The 15,064-nt window shown below is 60.9% G+C and carries 14 protein-coding genes and 1 pseudogene; 8 read left to right on the top strand and 7 right to left on the bottom strand.

Annotation, left to right across the window (positions count from 1 at the left end; genetic code table 11):
• The first annotated feature begins 16 nt into the window (after nucleotides 1–16).
• The 6 genes from ACOI7Z_RS05465 (at nucleotide 17) to ACOI7Z_RS05490 (ending at nucleotide 5,376) form a co-directional block, all read left to right on the top strand.
• Nucleotides 17–976 (top strand): ABC transporter permease, encoded by a 960-nt coding sequence (locus tag ACOI7Z_RS05465; protein WP_008804589.1) that lies wholly within the window; start codon nucleotides 17–19, stop codon nucleotides 974–976.
• The gene (opp4C, locus tag ACOI7Z_RS05470; protein WP_087849280.1) at nucleotides 973–1,923 is read left to right on the top strand and encodes an oligopeptide ABC transporter permease; all 951 of its coding nucleotides are present in this window, start codon (nucleotides 973–975) and stop codon (nucleotides 1,921–1,923) included. Before ACOI7Z_RS05465 ends, opp4C begins: the two co-directional genes overlap by 4 nt.
• Nucleotides 1,920–2,900 (top strand): ABC transporter ATP-binding protein, encoded by a 981-nt coding sequence (locus ACOI7Z_RS05475; RefSeq protein WP_087849281.1) that lies wholly within the window; start codon nucleotides 1,920–1,922, stop codon nucleotides 2,898–2,900. The genes opp4C and ACOI7Z_RS05475 overlap by 4 nt, the downstream gene beginning before the upstream one ends.
• Nucleotides 2,897–3,868, top strand: coding sequence for an ABC transporter ATP-binding protein (locus ACOI7Z_RS05480; RefSeq protein ID WP_087849282.1), 972 nt, complete (start codon nucleotides 2,897–2,899; stop codon nucleotides 3,866–3,868). Before ACOI7Z_RS05475 ends, ACOI7Z_RS05480 begins: the two co-directional genes overlap by 4 nt.
• 368 nt (nucleotides 3,869–4,236) lie before the next feature.
• A complete protein-coding gene (locus tag ACOI7Z_RS05485) occupies nucleotides 4,237–4,770 on the top strand; it encodes an anti-virulence regulator CigR family protein (protein ID WP_023289974.1) in 534 nt (177 codons plus the stop codon).
• A gap of 117 nt (nucleotides 4,771–4,887) precedes the next feature.
• Nucleotides 4,888–5,376, top strand: coding sequence for a DinB family protein (locus ACOI7Z_RS05490; protein WP_065881478.1), 489 nt, complete (start codon nucleotides 4,888–4,890; stop codon nucleotides 5,374–5,376).
• Between the two features lie 8 nt (nucleotides 5,377–5,384).
• On the opposite strand, the gene ACOI7Z_RS05495 is transcribed toward ACOI7Z_RS05490, so the two are convergent.
• The 3 genes and pseudogenes from ACOI7Z_RS05495 to ACOI7Z_RS05505 form a co-directional block, all read right to left on the bottom strand.
• On the bottom strand, nucleotides 5,385–6,188 hold the full coding sequence (locus tag ACOI7Z_RS05495; RefSeq protein WP_309298357.1) for a helix-turn-helix transcriptional regulator: 804 nt from the start codon (nucleotides 6,186–6,188) through the stop codon (nucleotides 5,385–5,387).
• Between the two features lie 156 nt (nucleotides 6,189–6,344).
• Nucleotides 6,345–6,458, bottom strand: a pseudogene (locus ACOI7Z_RS05500) (LuxR family transcriptional regulator); the annotation flags it as partial.
• 159 nt (nucleotides 6,459–6,617) lie between these two features.
• Complete coding sequence (locus ACOI7Z_RS05505) at nucleotides 6,618–8,150, bottom strand: MFS transporter (RefSeq protein ID WP_065881476.1); 1,533 nt, start codon at nucleotides 8,148–8,150, stop codon at nucleotides 6,618–6,620.
• 120 nt (nucleotides 8,151–8,270) lie between these two features.
• Between ACOI7Z_RS05505 and ACOI7Z_RS05510 the strand changes: the two genes are divergently transcribed.
• On the top strand, nucleotides 8,271–9,188 hold the full coding sequence (locus ACOI7Z_RS05510) for a LysR family transcriptional regulator (RefSeq protein ID WP_087849283.1): 918 nt from the start codon (nucleotides 8,271–8,273) through the stop codon (nucleotides 9,186–9,188).
• A gap of 73 nt (nucleotides 9,189–9,261) precedes the next feature.
• Here the strand turns inward: ACOI7Z_RS05510 and ACOI7Z_RS05515 are convergent, their stop codons facing one another.
• From ACOI7Z_RS05515 to ACOI7Z_RS05530, 4 genes are all read right to left on the bottom strand, one after another.
• Nucleotides 9,262–10,251, bottom strand: a complete 990-nt coding sequence (locus tag ACOI7Z_RS05515; protein ID WP_087849284.1) for an isopenicillin N synthase family dioxygenase — start codon at nucleotides 10,249–10,251, stop codon at nucleotides 9,262–9,264.
• 20 nt (nucleotides 10,252–10,271) lie between these two features.
• Nucleotides 10,272–11,690, bottom strand: a complete 1,419-nt coding sequence (locus ACOI7Z_RS05520; protein WP_087776880.1) for an amidohydrolase family protein — start codon at nucleotides 11,688–11,690, stop codon at nucleotides 10,272–10,274.
• An 11-nt stretch (nucleotides 11,691–11,701) separates the two neighbouring features.
• Nucleotides 11,702–12,691 carry an ABC transporter substrate-binding protein gene (locus ACOI7Z_RS05525; protein ID WP_048335915.1) on the bottom strand — a complete coding sequence of 330 codons (990 nt, stop codon included), beginning with the start codon at nucleotides 12,689–12,691 and terminating at the stop codon, nucleotides 11,702–11,704.
• A 295-nt stretch (nucleotides 12,692–12,986) separates the two neighbouring features.
• Entirely contained in the window at nucleotides 12,987–13,886 is a 900-nt protein-coding gene (locus ACOI7Z_RS05530) for a LysR family transcriptional regulator (RefSeq protein WP_004202952.1), read from the bottom strand.
• A 205-nt stretch (nucleotides 13,887–14,091) separates the two neighbouring features.
• Between ACOI7Z_RS05530 and ACOI7Z_RS05535 the strand changes: the two genes are divergently transcribed.
• Nucleotides 14,092–15,060, top strand: coding sequence for a PDR/VanB family oxidoreductase (locus tag ACOI7Z_RS05535; RefSeq protein ID WP_065812963.1), 969 nt, complete (start codon nucleotides 14,092–14,094; stop codon nucleotides 15,058–15,060).
• Nucleotides 15,061–15,064: the final 4 nt, after the last annotated feature.

Raw genomic sequence — 15,064 nt, forward strand, 5'->3', positions numbered from 1 at the left:
CTGATGCGAGATCGTCATGAAAAATTTCATCCTGAGGCGCCTGCTGCAAACGCTGCCGATGCTGCTGCTGGCCTCGTTCATTATTTTTATGCTGTTTGCCAAAACCCCCGGCGACTTTATCGATGGCAATATCACCCTGACCGCCGCCCGCGCCGCGGAGCTGAAGGCGATCTATGGCCTTGACCAGCCGCTGTTCACCCGCTATCTCCACTGGCTGGGACAGCTGCTGCGCGGCGATTTAGGCTTTTCGCTGCAGTATCAGATCCCGGTCAGCCAGCTGCTCAACCAGTACATCTGGAACTCTTTTCTGCTGGCCAGCGTCGCGCTGGTCTTTTACTGGGGCATTGGCCTGGCGGTCGGCGTGGTGTCAGCCCTGCGACCCGGCTCCTGGTTTGATCATCTGGTGAGCGTCGCGGTGTTTGCCGCCATGTCGTTCCCCACCTTTTTCCTCTGCCTGCTGCTGATTAAATGGTTTGCCGTCGATCTCCACTGGCTGCCGGTAGGCGGGATGACCAATACCGGCAGCGACGAGAGCGGCTGGCAGTATGTGCTGCAGGTGGCGGCCCACCTGGCGCTGCCGGTGCTGGCGCTGGTGATGCTGCAGGCGGGCAGCCTGACGCGCTATGTGCGCGCCAGTATGCTCGACGTGGTGAAAATGGATTTTATCCGTACCGCCCGCGCCAAGGGGTTGCAGGAGCGCACGGTGATCCTCAAACATGCGCTGCGCAACGCCCTGCTGCCGATCATCACCCTGCTGGGCTTCGAGCTGCCGGGGCTGTTCTCCGGGGCGATCATTACCGAAAAGGTATTCAACTGGCCGGGGGCGGGCCACATCCATATCGACTCGCTGGCCGCCCGCGACTATCCGGTGCTGATGGGGTTCACCCTGTTTCTGGCGGTGCTGACGATCGTCGGTAATTTGCTCGCCGACGTGCTGTACGCCTGGGCCGATCCGCGTATTCGGGTGAGGTCATGATGATTCCGTCTTACTTTGCTACCCGTCGTCGCCAGCGGCAGGCGGCTATCCCGGCGCTGGCGCACATTACCCCCTCTCCCTGGCGCCAGGGGTGGCGACAGCTGCGCCGTAACCGGCTGGCCATGTTCTGCCTGTTCCTGCTGGCGGTCATGGCGGTGTGGTGCGCGCTGGGGCCCGTCTGGTCGCCGTGGAAAGAGGATGCCACCGACGCCCTGAGCATCAACCACCCGCCCGGTGCCGAACACTGGCTGGGGACCGATTTCCTCGGCCGTGATGTTTACACCCGCCTGCTGCTGGCCGGGCGCATCTCGCTGATTATCGGTCTGCTGACCATGGTGATGTCGGTGTTCCTGGGCTATCTGCTCGGCGCTCTCTCGGGGTATGTCGGCGGGTTAACCGACAGAGTGATCATGCGCGTGGCCGACCTGGTGATGACCATCCCCGGATTGCCGCTGTTGATCGTCGCCGGGGCGATGCTTTCCGAGCTCGATTTTTCTCCGGACTCGCGCATCTATATGGTGGTGGTGATGCTCAGCCTGCTGGAGTGGCCCCGACTGGCGCGGCTGGTGCGCGGACAATGTCTCTCCCTGCGCGAACGCGATTTTATGCTGGCCACCCAGGTGCTGGGCCTGTCGGCGCGTCGCCGGCTGTTTGGCCACCTGCTGCCGAATACCATTCCGATTATGGTGGTGATGGCGACCATGGCTGTCGCCAACGCCATTCTCAGCGAATCCGCGCTGAGCTATCTCGGCCTCGGCGTGGTGCCGCCGACGCCGTCGTGGGGCAATATGATGGACGCCGCCAATGGCCTGATCGATTTCCAGCGCCGTCCCTGGCTGTGGATGCCGCCAGGGATCGCCATCTTTATCACCGTGATCGCCATTAACGTGCTGGGCGATGGCCTGCGCGACGCCATGGATCCCAATATGAAACCGAGGCTGAAATGAGCATACCGTTAGTCTCCTTTAATCATCTCTCCGTCTCTTTCGCTGGCGAACGCCATCGCGTGCGCGCGGTGCAGGACGTCTCTTTCATGATTCAGGCCGGGCAAACCGTTGGCGTGGTGGGCGAGTCCGGCTGCGGCAAAAGCGTCACCGCGATGGCGCTGATGGGCCTCCTGCCGCCGCAGGCCGCGCGCATCGACGGCGGCGAGATCCGTTTCGCGGACCGCGATCTGCTGCGGCTAAAAGCCAGACAGATGGCCGACCTGCGCGGCCACCAGCTGGCAATGATCTTTCAGGAACCGATGTCGGCCCTGAACCCGGTGTTGACCATCGGAGAGCAGCTGTGCGAACCACCGATCCGCCACCTCGGCGCCACGCCGAAAGCCGCCTGGCAGCAGGCTACCCGGCTGCTAAGCGAGGTCGGCCTGGCGCGCGGCGACAGCCTGATGGTCAGCTATCCCCACCAGCTTTCCGGCGGCATGCTGCAGCGGGTGATGATCGCCATGGCGCTGAGCTGTCAGCCCAAACTGCTGATTGCCGACGAACCCACCACCGCGCTCGACGTCACCGTGCAGGCGCAGATCCTGCGCCTGCTGCGGGACCGGGCGCGGGCCAGCCAGATGGCGATGATGCTGATTACCCACGACCTGGGGGTGATCGCGCAGATGGCCGAGCAGGTAGTGGTGATGTATGCCGGACGGATTGTGGAACAGGGCGCCACCGCGGAGGTATTACGCCATCCGCAGCACCCTTATACGCGTGGGCTCATCGCCTCCCGCCCGGTGCCGGGCGAGCGGCGTCGGCGGCTGTACTCGATTCCCGGCCAGGTGCCGGACCTGGCCGCCCTGCCGACGGGCTGCGCCTTTGCCGGGCGCTGCGAGCGGGCGACGGCGCGCTGCCGGGAGGCGATTCCGCCGCTGCTCGGCGAGCGCCAGCGGGCCGCCTGCTTTTACAGCGAATTTGCGGAGGCGACAGCATGAGCGAACGCTATGTTATTGAAGTGGATGGATTGAAAAAATATTTTCCGCTGCGCGACGGCCTGTTTGGCCAACAGACCGGCGAGCTTCGCGCGGTGGACGGCGTCAGCTTTAACATCCGTCCGGGCACCATTTTTGGCCTGGTGGGCGAGTCCGGCAGCGGGAAAACCACCGTCGGCCGAACCCTGCTTGGCCTGTACGAGAAGAGCGCCGGCAGCGTGAAATTTCACGGTCAGGAGCTGGCCGACCTGACCGCGCCTGCCCTGCGCGCCATTCGGCCGAAGATGCAGCTGGTATTTCAGGATCCCTACAGCTCGCTGAACCCGCGGCTGCGTATTGGCGAGGCGATAGGCGAAGCTATGCTGCAGCACAAGCTCTGCGCCCGCGATGAGCTGTATGACCGGGTGATCGACGTGATGAAGATCTGCGGCCTGGCGCCGGAACACTACGCCCGCTTCCCGCATCAGTTTTCCGGCGGCCAGCGCCAGCGGATCGGTATTGCCCGGGCGCTGATCCTCAACCCGGATTTTATCGTCGCCGATGAGCCCATCTCGGCCCTCGATGTGTCCATTCAGGCGCAGATCATCAATTTGTTTTCCGACCTGCGCGACGACCGCGGCGTCACGTTTCTGTTTATCTCCCACGACCTCGGGGTGGTGGAGCATCTATGTGACGATGTGGCGGTGATGTATCTCGGGCAAATGGTGGAAAGCGCCAGCCGCGATGCGCTGTTCAGCCGCCCCCTCCACCCCTACACCCGCGCGCTTCTGGCCGCGGTGCCGACCCTCGACCCGCACAGCGAACCGCAGACGCTGGTGCAAGGCGAGATCCCGGATCCGGTCAATCCTCCCGCCGGCTGCCGTTTTTCATCCCGTTGCCCGCAGGTCGGCGAGCGGTGCCGCAGAGAAGCGCCGGCGCTGCGCGAGGTGGCCCCTGGCCATCGGGTCGCCTGCCATTGGATCGCGTCCTGAGCGCGGTCGGCGGGGGTTATTTATTTCTAAACAAGCGGCCGATTGTGCGCAGCGGCGCCAGGATTTACTATCCGCTCCGTCTTGTGAGACGCGTTATGAATGAAGCGTAATATTTTTATTCATTTTTGCCCGATGGCTTCGGGCATTTTTTTGCGACACGCCCGGGAGCGATCCTGCCGGCGACACATTTAGCGGGGCGCGGTCGCCCGTCTGTCAAAACGCAGCAATGGAACTGCTCGTCCGCGCCCCGCTATCCCTTTGTGACCTTCCCGTGAAAGCCCGGCAAAAAATAAGACTATATGAGATTGCCTGGGGCATAGCTTTATCTTATTTTTTATGCGTGTACTCCACATTAAGGAATCAAGATCATGCTTAAGCGTCGCACTATTAAAACAGCACTGGCGGCGGTTATTTCTCTCGCCGTCATGGCGGCTCCGGCCTATGCCAACCCGGGTAACGGCAATGGCAATGGCGGCGGCGGTGGTAATCACGGGAACAGTGGTAACCATGGCAATAGTGGCAATCATGGTAACAGCGGTAACAGCGGCGACCATGGCAATAAAGGACAAAATAAAGGTCAGTCCAATGACGATCATGGCAACCGCAAAAACTACGGCAAGCCCGACCACGTCGACAGCGATATTAGCTTCTCACGGGCGCGCTCTCTTGCGGTGAACTACGGTCTGGTCGGCTATCAGGCGCTGCCTCCGGGTATCGCCAAAAATGTCGCCCGCGGCAAACCGTTACCTCCGGGTATCGCGAAAAAGACCCTGCCCGCTTCTATGATTAACGACCTGCCCTATTATCCGGGCTATGAATGGCGCGCGGTCGGCGATGACCTGGTGCTGGTCGCCCTGAGCACCGCCATCGTTACCGCCGTGATTAACGGTGTGTTTGACTAAATCACCTGCTGATTAAAAAGCCTCGCCCCGGCGAGGCTTTTTTGTGCCTGGCGCGGGAGAGTGACAACTCGCTGGCATCATCGCTAAGATAGTGGCTCAACCAACCCGGGACCGACAATGGACAAAGACACCGTAGTGACGCTGTTGAAATACAAGCGCTGGATTGACCTTGCCACCTTGCAGGCAATCCGCGCGATAGACGGTACAGTACATGGCGAAAAGCGTCACCTGACCCTCAGACTGATGAACCATATCCATGTCGTTGACATGATTTTCCGGGCGAATCTGCGCGGCAAGACGCACGGTTACACCGCGCTGAATACCCCCGAGACGCCAACCGTTGATGAGCTGGAAACGGCCATGACCGCCTGTACGGACGAATACATTCAGTACGTCAGCGCCATGACGCCCGCCGATTTCCACGAACGTATCGCCTTCACATTTGTCGACGGCGGCGACGGCAATATGACCGCGATGGAGATGCTCAACCACATGCTCTTTCACGGCGCCTATCACCGCGGCGCGGTGGGCTGGATGATCGGCGAATGCGGCGGCGTGCCGCCGAAAGAGGTGCTGACCGTTTTCCTGCGCGACCATCATTCCTGAGCAAGCTGTCAGCCGTGGATCGCGCGGATGATCAGCAACAGTTCTGCCTGATTACGGGTGTGGGTTTTCCGGTACAGGGCGCTGAGGTGGGTTCTGATGGTGGCGATAGATACGCCCAGATGTAAGGCGCACTCATCCGGCGTCATGCCCCGCACCAGCAGCTCCGCCACTGCGTTCTCGGCAGGCTTGACGTTAAACAGCTCCATCACGGCGCTGCCGGTGAGAAACGGCTCGGGAATAATCACGCAGGCCACCCCGGCAAGGCGGGCCGCCGGGATCACCAGGATCGGTTTCGGCTGGCGGCCGGCGGTATAGCACAGTCCTGCCCTTGGCGGCTCTGCCGTTCGGGTGGCCTGCTCAATAGCCCGTTTCAGTTTTTTGCTGTCGGTATTAAGGCACAGCGTATCGCCCCCGCTGTACCAGGAGAGGCGAGCGTTGGCGCGCAGGTAGCGTTCGGCATGCGCGCTGGCGTAGAGAATGTTACCGCCATGATCCACCAGCCATACCGGGTAGATCCCATTGTCCATTACCGCGCTCTGGTATTTTATGGTGTCCCGCAGCTGTTCAAACCGGGCGTGTAGCTGGCAGGCGGTTTTTAGCGCCGGGATCAGGCGCCTGAACAGTTCAAACTGCGCCGGCTGCGGATAAGCTGCCGTATTGGCCGTCATCAGTGACAGATAGGTGGCATAGCCATTGAGGGTGCACAGCTTGACGCTGGTAAGATTATTCAGATCGTTGGGGTGATGAAACTCATTGTAATAGACGCTGCCGGCAATAAACTTATCGCCTAAATACTCGCGGTCCCGGTACATCTGCCCGACCGGTAACGCGGTCAGTATTTTTTCGGCGGGATCGATGGCCAGAAACACGTCGCGATAGGCGGTGAAAACCTTCTCCTCCAGCAGGAGTGAATCGGTCAACAGGTGCGCGTTGCCTTTATCGTAGAACAGAAATGCCGCGTACTGATGGCCGGTGAGGAACGCCAGTTTCTGCAGCGCCGATTTCCACAAATCAGGATCCAGGGTGGCCATCAGCACCGTTTCAAGGATCTCGATGTAAATCAGTTCCGGATCGCTCGCCATACCGCCACCTGTGAGTCACTGTTTCCGCTGCCGGAGCGGCGCATGTGGCCGCCCTAATCAGCATAGTTCCGCCAGCGAAACAATGACAGTCCCGGTTCGCTGAGCAGACCGGGAAAGGCGATTGCCGGGAGCGTGACGCCAGTGCACCGTCATGGGGGTTCAGGATCCGCTGTGGCGGGTCTGGATAGCGCCCCCCTTGCGGCATAGCGTCCGCCAGACCATCAGGGCGCACAGCAGGGTGACGACCGCCAGCCCGCTAAACAGTACCGTATAAGCAGTGTCATAGCTCTCGCGCAGCGCCCGAAGGGAAAAGTCAGGCAAAAGCGCAGCCGCCTGCGGCACATTACCAGCCCCCAGCCAGCCTGCGGCGCGGTGAATCACCTCGGGCGCATACCCATGAACGCGACTCTGCAGAGTCAGGTTATTGCTTGCCGTTAATACCGCGGTGACGACCGCCAGGGCGATCCCCTCGCCGGCAACGCGAACGGTGTTGAACAGGCCTGCCGCCATACCGGCTTTGGCGACCGGCACTGCGGATATCGCCAGGCCATCCATCAATCCCCAGGGAAGCGCCGCCCCCGCCCCGCACAGGATCAGCGCCAGCACCAGCTGCGGGAGGCGGTGGCTGTGAAAAGCATCACCCAGCAACAGCAACCCAACGGAGGCAATCATCAGCCCCCCCGTGGCCACCTGCCCCGGTGAAAACCAGCGGGTGAGCAGGGCCGCAAGGGATGGGAAAATCAGCATCGGCGCGGTCAGCGCCATCAGATACAGCGCGCTCTGCGACTCACTCATCCCCTCTCCGCCCATAAAATGCAGTGGAACGATAATCAGCAGGACAACGTAGCAACAGCAGGTGGCGACAGGCAGCAACAGTACGCCGACAAAACGCGGATGGCGCAGCAGGGCGAGTTCCAGCACCGGGTTGTTCACTCTTCGGCAGCGCACGGCAAACGCGACGAACAGCCCCCCCGATACGATGAACAAGGCCAGCGTGGTCAGCGATAAAAAACCGCGGGCCGGAATGACCATCAGCGAGGCAGTGAACAGCATCAGGGCCAGCGTAAACAGGGTTAAGCCGAGATTGTCGGGTGTCCGCGGCTCGCTTTTTTCTGCCGCGGGCAGACAGGCAAGACCGAGAAACAGAACCATCGCCGAGAGCAGCGCAAACAGGGCGTATACGCCGCGCCAGCCCACCGCGTCGGTCATGAAGCCGATCAGCAGCGGACCGAACGCCAGGCCGGCGCCGAACACCGTGCCCAGGATGCTGAATGCCCGCGTCCGCTGAGCGCCGTCATACAACTGGGCCAGCGCCGCACTGCCGCTGGCTAAAATCATCGCCGCGGCCAGACCTTGCAGAGCCCTCAGCACGCCTGACAGGAAGAGTTCGTGCGTCAGGCAAAACAGCAGACTGCTCAGGCAAAACAGCGCGGCGCCAGCGAGAAAGATGCGTTTTCTGTCAATGGCATCCGCGGTCACGCCTGCGGCCAGCAAAAAGCTGCCGAAGGTCAGCATAAAGCCATTGGTCAGCCACGACAGCGCAGCGGGAGAGCCGCCCAGCGACTGCTGTATCGCCGGGGTGGTCATGACGCCGCCGGTAAAACTTAACGGCAGCAGCATGGCCGCCATAAAGACAGAAAGCGCGGCCAGGGCGCTGGCGGATCGGGAATGTGTTCTGGCGGTGAGTAACATCAGGCGGCCCTCATCAGTCGGCAAGGAAGGAATGAATAAACTGCCGCCATTCTATTGCGGATGTTAATGCCGATAAATAGACTGAAAATATCTTCTTAAGAGACATAAGGTTTATAATCGATGGACAGCCTCACCTCGCTAACGTCCTTTGTCCGCACCGCCGAAACGCTAAGCTTTGTTCAGGCCGCCAGGCTGCTGGGCATTTCAGCCTCGGCGGTGGGTAAGAATGTCGCCCGGCTTGAGCATAAACTGGGGGTCCGGCTGTTTAACCGCAGCACCAGAAACGTCAGCCTGACGGCGGAGGGGGCCGCGTTTCTGACCCGCTGCCAGAGTATCCTGGAGCAGATCCAGGAGGCCGAATCTGAGCTGACGAGCAGTCTCTCACAGCCCTCCGGCAAACTAAGAATTTCACTGCCTGTCATCGGCTACCGCCTGCTGCTCCCTGCCCTCACCGCCTTTAGCCGTCGTTATCCGCAGGTTGAACTGGATCTCGATTTTAGTGACCGGCTGGTCAATCTGATCGATGAAGGATTTGATATCGCTATCCGCAGCGGTGAACTAGCGGACTCCCGATTGATCGCCAGAAAGCTGGGGGGTTTTCGTTTTGTGCTCTGCGCCAGCCCGGCATATCTGGCGGAATACGGCGTTCCCGGCTCGCCAGCGGAATTGGCGGCGCACAAGTGCATTTTTTTTCGCTTCCCTTCGACGGGGCTGATCCAGCCCTGGGAACTGCGTGATATGCGGCTGACGGGGGATTTCAGGGCCGCTTCCGTGATGAGGGTCAATAACATTGAGGCTGCCATTCGCTTAAGCGCGGCGGGGATGGGTATCGCCTATGTTCCTGATTTTGTTGTGCGTGAGGCCATCAATGAGGGACACCTGCAGGAGGTGTTGCCCGGCTGTTGCGTCAAGGATGGGCATTTCTCCGTCCTGTGGCCTGCCAGCCGCTACCTGTCGCCGCGAATACGCTGTTTTATCGATTTTATGGCTGCGGCAGAGATACCCTTGTCGCCCGCATCGGCAACCCCGACCCCGTGAAAAGCCCAGCGCCGGATATCCTGCCGCCGGGCCAGCGAAAGCCAGCGACAGGAAAACCACTCAAGAGTACATCCTACCCTTTGGCGAAATTGGCCTGGATCCGCTGCTGCAGATAATCCTCGGCGCTGATGGGCGGGTACTTCCTCTGCGGCCCAAGGATCTCGATATCTTTATTGGCCTGGCAGAAAAACGCCAGGCTGTAGCGCGGCCCCTGATATTCGTGGGGCTGCGGGTTTCTCACCCGGTGGAAGTTAGACGGCAGCTGGTCGTCGCTCCAGCGCATCAGCATATCGCCGATATTGCAGGTGATGACCTCTTCCCTTGGCTCAATGCTGGTCCACTGCTGGCTTTCGCGGTCCTTGCCAGGGCAGACCTGCAGGCCGCCCTGACCGGGGCGCTGGAACAGCAGCGTCAGGCAGTCAAAATCGGTATGCGCGCCGGCCCGCCACATCCCCTGCTGCGACTGCTCGGTTGCATAGTAGTGCAGCATGCGCAAGGTGCTCTGATAGGTGTCACGCTGCGGATCGTGCGCGGTGGTAAAAAACGATTCCGGAAAACCGAGCTTTAAAGCAAAGCAGGAGAGGATCTTCATCCCCAGCTGCCAGCACTGCGATTCAAATCCGAGCATCGTCTGTCGGAAGCCTGGCAGCTCCCGGTCGCTTGGCCAGCGCCCGTCCATCAGCGGACGGGTTATCTGATATGACTCTTTTTGATCCGGCGTGCGGGTCGATGGCCGGACCTGCGCCTTGCTCTCCCAGCCGGCGTTGCCGGCCAGCGGATACTGGCGCTTCACCTCGTCGGGCAGGTCGAAAAACGCCTCGGTCGTGCTGAACGCCTTGCGGATCTCCGCCAGCGGAATACCATGGTGGCTGACCTGGAAGAAACCGATCTCCACCGCCGCCTCCCACAGTTGTTCGGCAATGTCATTTTTTCTTTCTGCAAAGTTAGACAGGTCGATACAGCGCACTTCGCGGGCGAAGGTCTCTTCGCCCTGGGCGCCCATCAGCGCCTCTTTTTCCAGTTCCTGTAAGGCATAGCGTTGATTTTGGGTGGTTGCGTTCATCGTCATTATCCTGTTATCAGTTAAACAGCGGCGCGCTGTTGGAGGGTACGGACTGCCGCCAGCGCGTCGTGGCGCATCGCGTCAAGGTCGAGACCGGGAATGGCGTCATCTTCCACGATGGGCCGGCCATTCAGCAGCAGCGCCTTCAGCGCGGCGCGGCCGCCGCAGGCCACCGGGCCAATCGCCATATCATGCAGGCCGAAGTAGCGCGGATCGTCCAGCCGGTAAATGGCGAGGTCCGCCTGCATCCCGACCTGCAGGGTGCCGCTCTGCGCTAAGCCAAGGATCTGCGCCCCGCCGGCGCTGCCCCAGCGCACCACATCCTCCACCGTGGCCGCATCGGCTCCGCCCTCGAAGGTGCCTCCGGCGTAGCGCGGCTGCGCCAGCATCCCTTTGCGCGCGCGCTGTAGCAGCCATGCGGCATGGGCTTCGCTTTGCATATCCGCCGCTTCATTGGAGGCAGCGCCGTCCACCCCCAGCGAGACCGGGACCCCGGCCTGCTCCAGCGCCAGCAGATCGGCGATGCCGCTGCCCAGCCGGCCATTGCTTTGCGGACAATGAGCAATGCCGGTACCGGTGCGGCCCAGCAGGGCAATCTCCTCCGGCAGAAGCTTCACCAGATGGGCAAACCACACGTCATTTCCCAGCCAGTCGTGCTCCGCGCAGAACTGCACCGGCGTCATGGCGAATTTCTGCCGCGCGGCGTCAAGATAATCGACGGTTTCCGATAAATGGCTGTGCAGCCGGATCCCCAGCTGGCGGGCCAGCTTCGCCATCTCCCGCAGCTGGGCGCCCGGCGCGGAGTGCAGGATGGTAGTGGGCGCCATCACCACCCGGCGCAGCGAGTCGGGCCGCGGGTCGTGATAGCGGCTGACCAGCCGTTCGATATCCGCCATATAGCCGTCGAAGGTTTCCGGACGCAGCGCCACCGGCAGATCCTGCTCCACCGCCCGGCCCTGGGTCGCCCCACCCCGGCACAGAACGATGCGCATCCCCAGCGCTTCCCCTTCGCTGAAGAGAATCTCCGACGTATCGAAAGGCATATCCGGCCAGTACAGGTAGTTGTGATCCGCCACGCTGGCGCAGCCCGAGCGCAGGAGCTCCACCAGACCAATGCGCACCGCCAGACGAAAAGTATGTTCATCGAAAGCCGCGCGAAAGCGGTACGGCGTGGCGCTCAGCCAGGCCGTCAGGCTCTGGTTCAGCCCCTGCGGCTCGCCCTTCAGCAGCGACTGAAAAAGATGATGGTGCGTATTCACCCATGCCGGATAGATTACGCAGTCGCGGGCGTCGATCAGTCGCTCTTCCGGCAGCGGCGTCAGGCTGCCGATGGCCGCAATCTTGCCGTCGCGGATGCGAATATCCGGCCCGGCCAGCCGCGCCGCCTCTCCGGACAGACCGCTGAGGATGGCATGGGCATTTTTAATGATGAATGACATGGCGTCGCTCCTCAGGGTTTAACCTGCATGGTCTGGACAAAGTCGGTGGTATAGGCCTGTTTCCAGTCGGTGGCCGCCGCCAGCAGACCGGCGCTGACCATAAAATCGCGCGTCTTTTGCCAGCGGGCGTCGGTCATCGTCCCCCAGCCCTGGCTGGCGGCATCCCCGCCGTCGATCAGGTGATGCTCACGGATCTGGGTCACGCCCCAGGCGAGCAGATCGTCGGTCATTTTCGGGTTGTCCTGCTTAATCAACGCATTTCCCGGCGCCGGATCCTTGAGATAGCTCACCCAACCCTCCATTGAGGCGCGGACAAACTTCGCCATCGCCGCTTTACGCTCAGCGATGGTGTCCGGGCGGGCGATGAGAATGCCGCCATAGGGAGGGTAACCATGCTCAGAAAAGAGGAAGAAGTTCGCCTTCACCCCGGCCTTCTGCACCTGGAACACCTCGGAGCTGACATAGGCCTGCTGGGCGACAGCGTCGTCGACGACAAAGGGTTGAATATTGAAGGTATAGGGGCGAACCTGAGCGTCGCTCAGCTGGTATTGCGCCTTCAGCCACGGCCACCAGGTCGCCTGACCGGAGCTGGAGACCAGAATGGTTTTGTCTTTCAGCCCCTGCAGGGAGCTGACATCGGCGTGGGTCAGCAGCCCCTGGGGATCGTACTGAAAGGGCGCGGCAATGGCTTTCGCCTGGAAGCCGCGCTGAATGCCTTCCAGCAGCTGCAGATCGTAACCGATGATCACATCGGCCCGCTTGGACAACAGCAACTGCATGCCGTTGACCTGCGGTCCGCCGGAGCGGATCTCGACGTCGAGACCATATTTTTTGTACAGCCCAGTAGCCTGAGCCTGATAATAACCCCCCTGCTCCGCCTGAGCGTACCAGGAGGTCAGCAGAACGATTTTTTCCTCGGCCTGAACGGCCAGCGAGACACCGCCGAGGGCCATCAGGCCCAGCCAGCGTAAACCCCGGGGAAGGCGTGCGCCTGTTTTCATTATCCCTCTCCTCTTTACGCCGGGAGGGGGAGCGAGCGAATGTGGCTCAGCCTCCCATCCCGGTCAACATTGAACCGCGACATGGTGACTGAGCAATGTCCCGTATGGATAACCCGTACTGACCGCTTCTACTCACACTCAGCTATACAAAAACAATGCCAGATTTGATGGCCCGCGAGCGGCCGCGAAAAATCGCCTGCGCCGCCGCCCTTGGGCATGCAACCTTTGATTCATGCACACAATAAATGCACCACTTTGGTGCGTTGATGAATGATTTTAGTGCCTGTCCGGTCTCTCACAGCTGGCTGAAGAGCATCTCCAGCTGGTTCAGCATCATCGAGGCGGCAAGGGAAAGCTGGCGGGCGGGCGAGACGCATAGCGCCAGGGTGAAAGGCTTAAGCTGCGGATCGGTTAGCGGCACAAACGCCAGCTGGCCGGACTCGATCTCATCGAGAATATCCAGCCGGCACAGGATGCCGATGCCCATCTGCTCTTTGATCAGGGTGCGGATCATGTGGATGTTATTCGATACCGCCACCTCCTTCACCTCGTTGCCGCTGATGTTCACCAGCGCCTCCACCGGTTCGCTGATCATCAACGGGGCGGATGGCAGGATAAACGGGTAGTCGATGCACTGGCTAAAGCGCACAGCGCTGCGGCTGGCCAGCGGATGGCCGGTCGGCACTACGATCCCCATATTCATTTCGGCAAACGCCCGCACCTGCAGTTCGCGGGAGGTCTGCGGATTGAGCATGATGCCGAAATCCGCCTCGCCGGAGATCAGCGCCTGCTGGATGTGGATATTGTTGATGGTGGTCAATGTAAAAGAGATGTTGGGATAATGTTTGTGCACCTCTTTAAGCATCGTCGAAAAGAAATGCCGGTTAATGGCATCGATAGTGGCGATGCGCACATGCCCCCGCCGCAGTCCGCGCAGGTCATCCAGCTGCTCGCAGACCCGGGTAAAGTCCTTTTTCCAGTTATTGGCCGCGTGCAGCAGCAGCTCCCCGGCGGCGGTCAGCCGCAGCCCGGTGGGATGGCGCTCGAAGAGCGGCATCGCCAGCTCCTGTTCCACGCGCAAAATCTGACGGTCAATAGAAGACGCAGACACATGCAGCGCCTCTGACGCTTTACGAAACGACCCCTGACGGGCCACTTCGGTGAAATAGAGCAGAAATCGGGAGAAGGCAAACATCGTTTGGGTGCTCTCTTTTTTGCAACGGGTTGTGCGAATCAAAGCTCTGGACGCAACAGTTTTATCACAATACCGTAGCATTCATAGCGGAGAAACGATCGTTTCATCCATTTTTGCACGCCGGACAGTCACCGCGAAGGAGCGGGTATCCCTTCGCTGCCCCTGGCCGCCCTGCAGACAGCGGATTGAGGGAGAGAAAACGGTAATGCACAGCCACGATCTTATTTCGGTCTCGGTGGGGGAAATACGCCCCAACGGCGAGGGAAATCTATCTTTAATATTGCAGGCGGCAGCCGGGGAAATATTACCGGCCTATTCCGCCGGGGCGCATATCGATATTATTATTCCCGGCGTTGGCCCGCGGCAATATTCCCTGTGCGGCATGCCTGACCGCGGTAATCATTATGAAGTTTGCGTCCGGCTGACGGACGCGTCGACCGGCGGCTCACGCTATTTGCACCAGCAGCTCAAACACGGCGATCGGCTCTCCATTTCGTCGCCGCGCAACCATTTTCCCCTGCCGGAGGCCGGGCGCTACCTGCTGTTTGCCGGCGGCATCGGCATCACGCCTTTGCTGGCGATGGCCGAAGCGATTGCCGCCAGAAAAGGGGCGCTGGAGCTGCATTATTATGTCGCCAGCTCGCGCCAGACGGCCTTCACATCACGCCTGGCCCAGCTGGCCGCGAGCGGCACGGTGGCGATCCACTGCAGCGAGGAAGGCGCGTCGTTTCGCCAGCGGATCCCCGAATGCTTAACCACGCCCCACCCTGATACCGCAGTGGTGGCCTGCGGCCCGGAGGGCTTTATTCAGCGACTGCGGTCAGTCATGGAGGAATATCGCTGGTCGCCGTCGCAATTCGTATTCGAGCGCTTTACTCCCGCGGCGGAAAATAATATCGCGGCGAACAACGCATTTTATATTGAGCTGGCCTCCAGCGGGCAGCGTCTGCAGGTCGCCGCGGATCAAACCATTGCTCAGGTATTACAGCACGCCGGGGTGGAGGTGATGCTCTCCTGCGAACAGGGAATGTGCGGATCGTGTATTACCGGGGTTCTCGACGGGCTCCCCGAGCACCGGGACAGCGTGCTGACGGCGGAGGAGAAAGCCGGCAACGACCAGATCACGCTCTGCTGTTCGCGGGCGAAATCGCCGGGTCTGGTTTTGGATCTGTGAGGAG

The organism is Klebsiella sp. C283, assembly GCF_048822555.1.
In the GTDB taxonomy this organism is placed as follows: domain Bacteria; phylum Pseudomonadota; class Gammaproteobacteria; order Enterobacterales; family Enterobacteriaceae; genus Klebsiella; species Klebsiella quasipneumoniae.

Bases quoted from the DNA above. Each gene is read 5' to 3' on its own strand.
- ACOI7Z_RS05520 (WP_087776880.1), bottom strand. From the start codon at position 11,690: ATGTCATTCATCATTAAAAATGCCCATGCCATCCTCAGCGGTCTGTCC.
- ACOI7Z_RS05485 (WP_023289974.1), top strand. From the start codon at position 4,237: ATGCTTAAGCGTCGCACTATTAAAACAGCACTGGCGGCGGTTATTTCT.
- opp4C (WP_087849280.1), top strand. From the start codon at position 973: ATGATGATTCCGTCTTACTTTGCTACCCGTCGTCGCCAGCGGCAGGCG.
- ACOI7Z_RS05490 (WP_065881478.1), top strand. From the start codon at position 4,888: ATGGACAAAGACACCGTAGTGACGCTGTTGAAATACAAGCGCTGGATT.
- ACOI7Z_RS05475 (WP_087849281.1), top strand. From the start codon at position 1,920: ATGAGCATACCGTTAGTCTCCTTTAATCATCTCTCCGTCTCTTTCGCT.
- ACOI7Z_RS05515 (WP_087849284.1), bottom strand. From the start codon at position 10,251: ATGAACGCAACCACCCAAAATCAACGCTATGCCTTACAGGAACTGGAA.
- ACOI7Z_RS05495 (WP_309298357.1), bottom strand. From the start codon at position 6,188: ATGTACCGGGACCGCGAGTATTTAGGCGATAAGTTTATTGCCGGCAGC.
- ACOI7Z_RS05480 (WP_087849282.1), top strand. From the start codon at position 2,897: ATGAGCGAACGCTATGTTATTGAAGTGGATGGATTGAAAAAATATTTT.
- ACOI7Z_RS05465 (WP_008804589.1), top strand. From the start codon at position 17: ATGAAAAATTTCATCCTGAGGCGCCTGCTGCAAACGCTGCCGATGCTG.
- ACOI7Z_RS05525 (WP_048335915.1), bottom strand. From the start codon at position 12,691: ATGAAAACAGGCGCACGCCTTCCCCGGGGTTTACGCTGGCTGGGCCTG.
- ACOI7Z_RS05530 (WP_004202952.1), bottom strand. From the start codon at position 13,886: ATGTTTGCCTTCTCCCGATTTCTGCTCTATTTCACCGAAGTGGCCCGT.
- ACOI7Z_RS05510 (WP_087849283.1), top strand. From the start codon at position 8,271: ATGGACAGCCTCACCTCGCTAACGTCCTTTGTCCGCACCGCCGAAACG.
- ACOI7Z_RS05505 (WP_065881476.1), bottom strand. From the start codon at position 8,150: ATGTTACTCACCGCCAGAACACATTCCCGATCCGCCAGCGCCCTGGCC.
- ACOI7Z_RS05535 (WP_065812963.1), top strand. From the start codon at position 14,092: ATGCACAGCCACGATCTTATTTCGGTCTCGGTGGGGGAAATACGCCCC.